The 9,833-nt window shown below is 61.8% G+C and carries 8 protein-coding genes and 2 tRNA genes; 7 read left to right on the top strand and 3 right to left on the bottom strand.

The annotated features are described in order from the left end of the window. Positions 1–105: 105 nt before the first annotated feature. Both ACW9IB_RS02370 and ACW9IB_RS02365 read left to right on the top strand, forming a co-directional pair. Positions 106–181 (top strand) — tRNA-Ala (locus ACW9IB_RS02370). 79 nt (positions 182–260) lie between these two features. Beyond that, positions 261–336: transfer RNA gene (locus ACW9IB_RS02365), tRNA-Glu, on the top strand. A gap of 91 nt (positions 337–427) precedes the next feature. Here the strand turns inward: ACW9IB_RS02365 and ACW9IB_RS02360 are convergent. Further along, positions 428–988 (bottom strand): hypothetical protein, encoded by a 561-nt coding sequence (locus ACW9IB_RS02360; protein ID WP_457368889.1) that lies wholly within the window; start codon positions 986–988, stop codon positions 428–430. A gap of 152 nt (positions 989–1,140) precedes the next feature. On the opposite strand from ACW9IB_RS02360, the gene ACW9IB_RS02355 reads away from it, so the two are divergent. From ACW9IB_RS02355 to ACW9IB_RS02340, 4 genes are read left to right on the top strand one after another with little or no spacing between them, the layout of a single operon-like run. Beyond that, on the top strand, positions 1,141–1,680 hold the full coding sequence (locus ACW9IB_RS02355) for a TetR/AcrR family transcriptional regulator (protein ID WP_457368888.1): 540 nt from the start codon (positions 1,141–1,143) through the stop codon (positions 1,678–1,680). 19 nt (positions 1,681–1,699) lie between these two features. After that, positions 1,700–2,533, top strand: a complete 834-nt coding sequence (locus ACW9IB_RS02350; RefSeq protein ID WP_457368887.1) for an alpha/beta fold hydrolase — start codon at positions 1,700–1,702, stop codon at positions 2,531–2,533. Between the two features lie 39 nt (positions 2,534–2,572). After that, complete coding sequence (locus ACW9IB_RS02345) at positions 2,573–3,007, top strand: acyl-CoA thioesterase (protein WP_457412112.1); 435 nt, start codon at positions 2,573–2,575, stop codon at positions 3,005–3,007. Between the two features lie 55 nt (positions 3,008–3,062). Next, positions 3,063–4,025 carry a tRNA dihydrouridine synthase gene (locus ACW9IB_RS02340; protein ID WP_457412111.1) on the top strand — a complete coding sequence of 321 codons (963 nt, stop codon included), beginning with the start codon at positions 3,063–3,065 and terminating at the stop codon, positions 4,023–4,025. Between the two features lie 5 nt (positions 4,026–4,030). On the opposite strand, the gene ACW9IB_RS02335 is transcribed toward ACW9IB_RS02340, so the two are convergent. Further along, positions 4,031–7,309 (bottom strand): EAL domain-containing protein, encoded by a 3,279-nt coding sequence (locus ACW9IB_RS02335; protein ID WP_457412110.1) that lies wholly within the window; start codon positions 7,307–7,309, stop codon positions 4,031–4,033. 66 nt (positions 7,310–7,375) lie between these two features. Continuing rightward, the gene (locus ACW9IB_RS02330) at positions 7,376–8,266 is read right to left on the bottom strand and encodes a LysR family transcriptional regulator (protein WP_457368884.1); all 891 of its coding nucleotides are present in this window, start codon (positions 8,264–8,266) and stop codon (positions 7,376–7,378) included. 139 nt (positions 8,267–8,405) lie between these two features. On the opposite strand from ACW9IB_RS02330, the gene leuC reads away from it, so the two are divergent. Continuing rightward, positions 8,406–9,824 (top strand): 3-isopropylmalate dehydratase large subunit, encoded by a 1,419-nt coding sequence (gene leuC / locus ACW9IB_RS02325; RefSeq protein ID WP_457412109.1) that lies wholly within the window; start codon positions 8,406–8,408, stop codon positions 9,822–9,824. Positions 9,825–9,833 lie beyond the last annotated feature (9 nt).

Raw genomic sequence — 9,833 nt, 5'->3', positions numbered from 1 at the left:
AGGACACCGCCCTTTCACGGCGGTAACAGGGGTTCGAGTCCCCTAGGGGACGCCAGTTTCAACAAGCAGTTCGAAAGGCCTGCTGCGTCGCGAGACGAAAAATCCGGGGCTATAGCTCAGCTGGGAGAGCGCTTGCATGGCATGCAAGAGGTCAACGGTTCGATCCCGTTTAGCTCCACCAATTTACAGGTTCAAGGTCTGGCCACACCGTCCTTGAATCGATCAGTTCTCAGCACTGATCAGTTGTATAGAAGGTTTGTGTCCCCTTCGTCTAGTGGCCTAGGACACCGCCCTTTCACGGCGGTAACAGGGGTTCGAGTCCCCTAGGGGACGCCACGTTTACCCGCTCTGCGGGATTTTTAAGGGTCATTCAATTATTGAATGGCCCTTTTGTTTGTCTGGCGTTTGAGTTTTTTGCGCCGGCGAGTCAGGGCATTTTTCGAACCACTTCAGCGGTGCGCAGCGATTTTCTGACACGCGCCATTTCTTTCGCAGCATCGACCTGCGGGCCCTGGTTCTGGGCGTTCTCCAGTGCAACGTTCCACATTTCCACCCGAATGCCCGGCAGGCGTGAAATTGCGCGCAGGCAGCCTTGATCCGTCGGGTCATTTGGGTGATAGATATTGGCGGCTTCGATCACCAGCGTGGTGTTCGGAAAGCGCTCTCGGATGTCTTCCATAAATTGTTTGAACAGTACGCAGCATTGCCGACAGGGCGAGTTGTTGATGCGTACCACGATCTCTTGATAGCCCGCGTCGAATACCCACTCATTGGCACGCAGGGCCTGCAGGAAGTTGTATTCGGCGTGTCCGTCGCTGTCGTTGAAAAACTTGCCGAATGGCTGGTTGCCTACTCCTTCAGCCTCAATTCTCGAAATCAGCACCGTGCTAAAGCTGCTGATGAAATTGGCTGTGTATTCATTATCAAAGATGTAGGGGGCCTCTCCAGCCACCCACGCGCACTTCTCGTTTTGTTGCCTCCAGGCCATCGCGATGACTCCACTTCAGGGTTCGTTGCACGGAGAACGATTGAGACGAGTGATTTATTCCCATTGATGTGCTCGGACGAGTGGTCATGCGAGTGGCTTGCCAAATATTATTATGGTAATAATATTCAACCCATGGGACCCGGAGGCAAACGATGAACGATAAAAAAGCGCAAACCCGCGAACGCATCCTGCAAGCCGCCAGTGCTGCGCTGATCCAGCGCGGTCCGGCTGAACCGAGCGTGGGCGAAGTCATGGGGGCGGCGGGGCTGACCGTGGGCGGTTTCTACGCGCATTTCGAAAGCAAGGATGCGCTGATGCTGGAGGCCTTCACCCAGCTGTTGGCCCGCCGCCGCGCCTCCATCGACGACATGGACCCGCAACTGACCGGTGAAGAGCGCAGGGGCCTGGTCGCGGCGTTCTACCTGTCACGCAAGCATCGCGACTCGACCGCACAGGCCTGCCCGATCCCGGCGACCGTGGGCGAAATGTCGCGCTTGCCGGACACCTTCCGCGAGGCGTTGAACGAGCACTGTGAATTGATGGCGGCGCAATTGGCCGCCAGCCCGGAGGACACCGACAAGGCCCTGGCCGACATGGCCCTGATGATTGGTGGCCTGGCACTTGCTCGCGCCTTGGGGCCTGGTGAGTTGTCGGACCGTGTGCTGCGTGCCGCCAAGTCGGCGGTGCGCTGATCGCTGAGGAGGGCTTGCGATGGGCGCGTTAACCTGGATTCGTGGCGTCAATGGCACGTTGGGCCGGCTGGCGCCGCAAGCGGTGGCCAACCGCATGCGCCGTACGTTCATGACACCGCGCAATTTGCCTCCACGTGATTGGGAGCTGCCACTGCTGGCGCAATCGGAGCGCATCACCCTGCGTTTCGGCCTGTCGGCCTTGCGCTGGGGGCAGGGGCCCGCGGTGCTGCTGATGCACGGCTGGGAGGGGCGTCCCACACAGTTCGCCAGCCTGATCACGGCGCTGGTGCAGGACGGTTACTCGGTGATTGCCCTGGAAGGCCCGGCCCACGGACGTTCACCCGGGCGTGAGGCGCATTTGTTGCTGTTCGCCCGCGCCATGCTGGAGGCGGCGAACGAGCTGCCGCCGCTGCACGCGGTGGTGGGGCACTCCATGGGCGGGGCCAGCGCGATGCTCGCTGTCCAACTGGGGCTGCGCACTGAGGCGCTGGTGAGTATTGCTGCGCCGTCGCGGTTCCTGGACGTGTTGCGTGGTTTTACGCGCATGGTCGGCTTGCCGCCGCGGGCGCGCTCGGCGTTTATCCAGGAAGTGGAGCACGCCTTCGGCATGCCTCTCAAGCACCTGGATGTGGCTCACTATCAGATGAACGTTCCCGGCCTGATCGTACACGCCGAAGACGACACCTTCGTACCGGTCAAGGCCTCGCAAAAGATCCACGACGCCTGGTTTGACAGCCGGCTGCTGCGCCTGGAGCAGGGCGGTCATCAGAAAGTGTTGGCTGATCCCCGTGTGATCGAAGGCGTACTGGCCTTGTTGGCCGGTGCTCGCCTACAGGCACGGCAAACGGCCTGATACACTGCCCCGGTCACGTTAATCGACCGGGAGCACGACATGGGCTGGGATTTGGCAACGCCGTTTATCATCGATCTGCAGGTGGCCCCTGAAGACATCGACGGGCTGGGGCACGCCAATAACGCGGTCTACGTGTCCTGGCTGGAACGTTGTGCGTGGCGTCACTCCCAGCGCCTGGGGTTGGATCTCACCGAATATCGCCGCCTGGACCGCGCCATGGCGGTGGTGCGCCATGAGATCGACTACCTGGCGGCCGGTTACGAGGGCGATGAGCTGCAACTCGGCACTTGGATCGTCGACTGGGACCAGCGCCTGAAAATGACCCGCCGCTTTCAGTTGATCCGCCCCCGCGATGGCGCGACCCTCCTGCGTGCGCAGACCACCTTTGTCTGCATCGAACTCTCCACTGGCAAGCCCAAGCGCATGCCAGCGGAGTTTCTTGACGGTTATGGTCCCGCGCTGACAGGGGGTTAACGGTTGCCGCAGGAAACCCAGTAAACTGCGCCACGATTTTTGTTGAGTGTTTTCCATGCAAATTGCTTTGGCGCCCATGGAGGGGTTGGTCGACAACATCCTGCGGGACGTGCTGACCCGTGTCGGCGGTATTGACTGGTGCGTGACCGAATTCATCCGCGTCAACGACCGTCTGTTGACCCCCGCCTATTTCCACAAGCTTGCCCCGGAACTGCTGCACGGTGCCCACACCGCGGCCGGCGTGCCGCTGCGCGTGCAGCTGCTCGGTTCCGACCCGGTGTGCCTGGCGGAAAACGCCGCCCTGGCCTGTGAGCTGGGTTCGCAAGTGATCGACCTCAACTTCGGCTGCCCGGCCAAGACCGTCAATAAATCCCGGGGCGGTGCGGTGCTGCTCAAGGAGCCGGAGCTGCTCAACCAGATCGTCGAACATGTACGCCGTGCCGTACCGGCCCACATTCCGGTGACCGCGAAGATGCGCCTGGGCTTCGACAGCCCGGACGGCGCGCTGGTCTGCGCCACGGCGCTTGCCGAAGGGGGCGCCGCGCATATCGTGGTGCATGCCCGCACCAAGACCGATGGCTATAAGCCGCCGGCCCATTGGGAGTGGATCCCCCGGGTACAGGACGTGGTCAAGGTTCCCGTATTCGCCAATGGCGACATCTGGAGCGTCGAAGACTGGAAGCGTTGCCGCGAAGTCAGCGGCGCCGAAGACATCATGCTGGGTCGCGGCCTGGTCGCGCGCCCGGACCTGGCGCGCCAGATCGCTGCTGCCCGGGCCGGTGAAGAAGTGGTCGAGATGACCTGGGCACAGATGCAACCCATGCTTCAGGATTTCTGGACTCAATCGGTCGAGCAACTCACCGAGCGCCAGGCACCGGGCCGTCTGAAGCAATGGCTGGCGATGCTGACACGCAACTACCCGGAGGCGGTGGAACTGTTCACCGCTTTGCGCCGGGAGACCGAACTGGAGCAGGTCAGTCGCTTGTTGGGCATGCCTCACCCGGCGGCCGCGGCGTAGCGGATTCAGCCCAGCAACCGCCTGAACCCCTCCATCGGTAACGGCCGGCTATGCAAATACCCTTGGAACAAATGGCAGCCCAGCTTTTGCAGAAACGCCAGTTGCTCCGGGGTTTCCACGCCCTCGGCGATCACTTCCAGGTTCAGGCTGCGGGCCATGGCCACGATGGCGCGGATGATTTCCGCGTCGTTGGGGTCGTGGGTCGCGTCGCGTACGAACGACTGGTCGATCTTCAGCGCATCCACCGGCAGGCGCTTGAGGTAGGTGAGGGATGAGTAGCCGGTGCCGAAGTCGTCCATCGCAAAACTCACACCGAGCTTTTTCAGGCGGCGCATCTTGCTGATGGTGTCGTCGAGGTTCTGGATCACGATGCCTTCGGTGATCTCCAGCTTCAACAGACTCAACGGCAGTTGGTGCTGTTTGAGGCTGCGCTCCACGCGCTCGACGAAATCGTTCTGGCGAAACTGCCGTGGGCTGATGTTCACGCACAGGCTGAAATTCAGCGGGTCCACCAGACCGTCGGCGATCAACTGTTGAAACGCCGCGCAGGCTTCGTCGAGGATCCAGGTGCCCACTTCAAGGATCAGGCCACTGTCCTCCAGCACCTTGATGAATTCAGCGGGCGACTGCGCGCCCAGTTGCGGATGCTGCCAGCGCACCAGTGCCTCGGCACCGACGATTCGGTTGTTGCGCGCATCCACCTGGGGTTGGTAATGCACGCTGAATTCACCGCGTGACAGGGCCAGGCGCAGGTCGGTTTCCATCCGCAGCCGTTCGCTGGCGGTCTTCTGCATGCTGTTGTGAAACATCTGCGTGGTGTTGCGTCCCGAATCCTTGGCGCGGTACAGGGCAATGTCGGCGCGTTTGAGCAGGTCGGCGGGCGTGGAACCATGATCCGGGATCAATGCCACGCCAATGCTGGGGGTGACCTGCAAGCGATGCCCATCGAGGAACATCGGTTCGGAGAGCAATTCGCGCAAGGTGTCGGACAGCTCCTGCACCTGACCGCTGACTTCTGTGCGCGAGCCGTCAAGACCGCTGAGCAGCACCACGAATTCATCGCCGCCCAGGCGCGCCACCGTGTCCTCCATGCGCACGCTGGCTTCCAGGCGGGCGGTGACAATCTTCAGCACCGTGTCGCCCACCGGGTGACCGAGGGAGTCGTTGATGTGCTTGAAGTGATCGAGGTCGAGGAACAGCAGGGCGCCGCGCAGGTTATGGCGCTTGAGCAGGGCGATCTGCTGACTGAGGCGGTCCATCAGCAGTGCGCGATTGGGCAGGTTGGTCAGTGGATCGTGGTAGGCCAGGTGGCGGATCTGTGCCTGGGCGTTTTTCAGCAGGCTGACGTCACGCGCGGTCAGCAGCAGGCAAGGGGTTTCATTGAGGGTGATTGGCTCTACCGACACCTCGACCGACAGCAGATCACCCCGTTTGTTGTGCCAAAGCATTTCCAGGTGATGGATGCGCCCTTTGATCTGCAACTCGGCAAGCAGCGCGGCGCGCTGGTTTTCATCGGCCCAGATGCCGATCTGGTACAGCGTCAAGCCAATCGCCTCTTCGGCGCGGTAGCCGGTGAGGCGGCAGAAACCGTCGTTGACCTCCACATAGCGCCCGGTATCGCGCTCGGTGATGGAAATCGCGTCGGGGCTTGAGTGAAAGGCCTTGGCGAATTTTTCTTCGCTGGCCTTCAGGGCGGCTTCCGAACGTTGCTGGTGAGTAATGTCACGCAAGGTGGTGACGATGCACGGCTGGTCGCCGACCTTGATCAAGCGGCTGGAAATCACACAGGTCAGGCTCGGGCCAGCCTTGGGGTGCACCACGATCGCCACGTTGCTCAGGGCCTGTTCGCGAATCACCCGTTCGATGCGTTGCAGGCGCTTGCTCGACTCGTCCCACAAGCCGATCTGATCGGCGCTCTTGTCGATGACCTCGGCGGCGGTCCAGCCGAAGGTCTGGGTAAATGCAGGGTTGATCTCGATAAAGGCGCCGCTGTCCAGGCAGGTGACGCAGATCGGGTCGGGACTGGCCTGGAACAGGCTGGCGAATTTCTCTTCGGAGGCGGTCAGGCGTTGCTCGCGTTCAACCTGGTCGGTGATGTCCAGCAGGGTGCCGGCCATGCGCAGTGGCGCGCCTTGTTCGTCGCGGTACAGGCGTGCGCGACTTTCCAGGTAGCGGGAGCTGCCGTCCTCCATGGGCACGCGGTAGGTCAGTTGATAGTTGCCGGCGGGGCCTTCGCGCAGGGTGCGATAGGCGTTGCGCATGTTGTCGCGATCTTCATCGGGCATGCCTTCGAAAAACGCATCGAAGGATTCATGAAACGGCTCGGGTGGCAGGCCATGCAATTGGGCTGCGCGGGCCGAACCGTAGAGCATGCCGGTGGGAATGTGCCAGTCCCAGGTGCCCAGCTGCGCGGAGTCGAGTGCCAGATCAAGGCGTTCCTGGCTGTCCTTGAGGGCTTGTTCGGCATTTTTACGTTCAGTGGTGTCGAGGAAGGTACTGATCAGATACGCCTCGCCCTCCAGTTCAACCTTTTGCGCGCTGAGGGTGCCGTCGTGGATCTGGCCATTGCTGGCGCAAAACTGCACCTCCATGGTGATGGGCTCGCCTTTGCGCTGGGTGGCCTTGACCAGCAGCGCGCGTTGCTCGGGATGGCGCCACAGGCCCAGTTCCAGGGTTGTGCGGCCAATGGCATCGGCCAGCGGCCAGCCGAAGAGCATTTCGAAATACTGATTGGCCTCGCTGATCAGTCCGTCGGACTGGCGGGTGAGCAAGACCATGTTCGGGCACAGGTGAAACAGCGTGGCGAAGCGTTTTTCGGAGTGGCTGAGGGCGTTTTCGCGGTCTCGCTGATGGGTGATCTCGCGGATTACACCGATCATGCGCCGCCGTCCGTTCTTTTCTGGCGCCAGGCTACCGTTGATTTCCAGCCAGTGCAGGCTGCCGTCGGGCCACTGGATACGGTGATGCATGGCCTGTTCGAACGGCTCGCCGGCCAGTACCGCGTGAAATGCGCGCACCACCCGGGCACTGTCTTCCGGAGCGAGCAGGTCGAGGTAGTCCAGGTCCTTGGGCAGCGGCTGGCGCGGGTCGAAGCCGAACAGCGCCTGGGTGCCGCGCGACCAGCTTATTTTTCCCGAGTCGATTTCCCAGCACCAGGCGCCCAGCCGGGCAGCATTGAGCGCCGCCAGCAATTGCGGGGCGCTCTCCCAGCTCTGTTCCGCCTCTTGAGGGTCCAAGGCGTAAATGCGGGGCAGCGGTGGCACGGAATCGACGGGGTTGCGCATTATCAAAGGGCCTTGGCTCGATGGGCGTTCGGCGCGGACTGGCTCAGGCCTCGAGGCCGCACAGCTTCATGCCGGTATCCCTGGCAAATCGACCTGTGCATCCAATAGGCTCATGAAAGCCCGCGCAGCGTTCGACAGCGTCCTTTCGGTGTGCACGATATAGCCTAGCTGGCGACTGAGCTGTATGCCCGGCAAAGCGATGCTTGCCACCTGATCATCGAGCATGGTGCGCGGCAGCACGCTCCAGGCCAGGCCGATCGACACCATCATCTTGATGGTTTCCAGGTAGTTGGTGCTCATGGCGATGTTCGGTGCGAGGCCCTGGGCCTCGAACAGCCGGCTGACAATATGGTGGGTAAAGGTGTTGCCACCGGGGAATACCGCCGGGTGGCCGGCGATATCGGCCAGGCTCACGGTAGCGTTGCCGGCCAGGCTGTGTTCCGGTGCCACCACGAAGTCCAGCGGGTCGTCCCACACCGGGGTGGCGCGGACCAGGTGGTGGGGATCGGGCGCCAAGGTGATCACCGCCACTTCGGCGCGGCCATGGAGGATTTCTTCGTAGGCCACTTCCGAATCCAGGAACTGAATATCCAGCGCCACGTTCGGGTATTCCCGGGTAAAGGTGCGCAGCACCGGGGGCAGGCGGTGCAGGCCGATGTGGTGACTGGTGGCCAGGGTCAGGCGCCCGCTGACTTCGCCGGTGAGGTTGGTGAGGGCGCGGCGGGTGTCATCCAGCACATTCAGGATCTGGTAAGCGCGCGGCAACAAGGCGCGCCCGGCCTCGGTCAGGCCGACTTCACGGCCCAGGCGATCGAACAGGCGCACGTTCAATTGTTGTTCCAAACCGGCGATGCGTTTGCTGATGGCCGGCTGTGTCAGGTGCAGGCGTTCACCGGCGCCGGAGAAGCTGCCGGTTTCGGCAATGGCGATAAAAGCATTGAGGTTGGCCAGGTCCATTTGTGTATTCCAGTTGGTAATCCAAAGCATAAAAAATATGAATTTGAGTTATTTAATGTAGCGCCATACCATCAGCCTCACAAGCCAAAGGGTTATTGAACGCCCAGGGCATAGAAAGACCGATGATGAGGACCGACTGATGGCCGGCAAAACGCTTTACGACAAGCTTTGGGATTCCCATGAAGTGAAACGGCGCGACGATGGGTCGTCGCTGATCTATATCGACCGTCACATCATCCATGAAGTGACCTCGCCCCAAGCGTTCGAAGGCCTGCGTCTGGCCGGGCGCAAGCCCTGGCGCGTCGACTCCATCATCGCGACCCCGGACCACAACGTGCCGACCACCCCGGAGCGCAAGGGCGGCATCGACGCCATTGTCGACCAGGTCTCGCGCTTGCAGGTGCAAACCCTCGACGACTACTGCGACGAATATGGCATCACCGAATTCAAGATGAATGACGTGCGTCAAGGCATCGTGCACGTGATCGGTCCGGAGCAGGGCGCCACTTTGCCGGGCATGACCGTCGTGTGTGGCGACTCCCACACCTCTACCCACGGTGCGTTCGGCGCGTTGGCCCACGGTATCGGCACTTCCGAGGTGGAGCATGTGTTCGCCACCCAGTGCCTGGTCGCCAAAAAGATGAAGAACATGCAGGTTTTGGTCGAAGGCAAATTGTCCTTCGGCGTGACCGCCAAAGACATCGTGCTGGCCGTGATCGGCAAGATCGGCACCGCCGGCGGCAACGGCCATGCCATCGAGTTCGCCGGCAGCGCCATTCGTGACCTCTCCATCGAAGGCCGCATGACCATCTGCAACATGTCCATCGAAGCCGGTGCCCGGGTGGGCATGGTGGCAGCGGACGAAAAGACCATTGAATACGTCAAGGGTCGTCCGTTCGCACCGCAGGGTGCCGATTGGGACGCCGCGGTCGAAGCCTGGAAGGACCTGGTGTCCGACGCCGACGCCGTGTTCGACACCGTGGTCGAACTGGACGCGGCCCAGATCAAACCGCAAGTGAGCTGGGGCACCTCGCCGGAAATGGTGCTGGCTGTCGACCAGAACGTGCCGGACCCGGCTAAAGAAGCCGACCTGGTCAAGCGTGGCTCCATCGAGCGTGCCCTGAAATACATGGGCCTCAAGGCCAACCAGGCGATCACCGATATTCAGTTGGACCGCGTGTTCATCGGCTCCTGCACCAACTCGCGGATCGAAGACCTGCGCGCTGCGGCGGTGATCGCCAAGGGCCGCAAAGTGGCGTCGACCATCAAGCAAGCCATCGTGGTGCCAGGTTCGGGCCTGGTCAAAGAGCAAGCCGAGGCGGAAGGCCTGGACAAGATCTTTCTCGAAGCCGGTTTTGAATGGCGCGAGCCAGGCTGCTCCATGTGCCTGGCGATGAACCCGGACCGGCTGGAGTCGGGCGAGCACTGCGCGTCTACCTCCAACCGTAACTTCGAAGGGCGTCAGGGCGCCGGTGGCCGTACCCACCTGGTCAGCCCGGCCATGGCCGCCGCCGCTGCCGTCAACGGTCGTTTCATCGACGTTCGCGAATTGATCTGAGGAATAACC

The sequence above is a fragment of the Pseudomonas sp. SDO524_S393 genome, from assembly GCF_054071875.1.
Note: the sequence above shows the minus strand (reverse complement) of the source record. Positions and strands in the feature narration are given on the sequence as shown.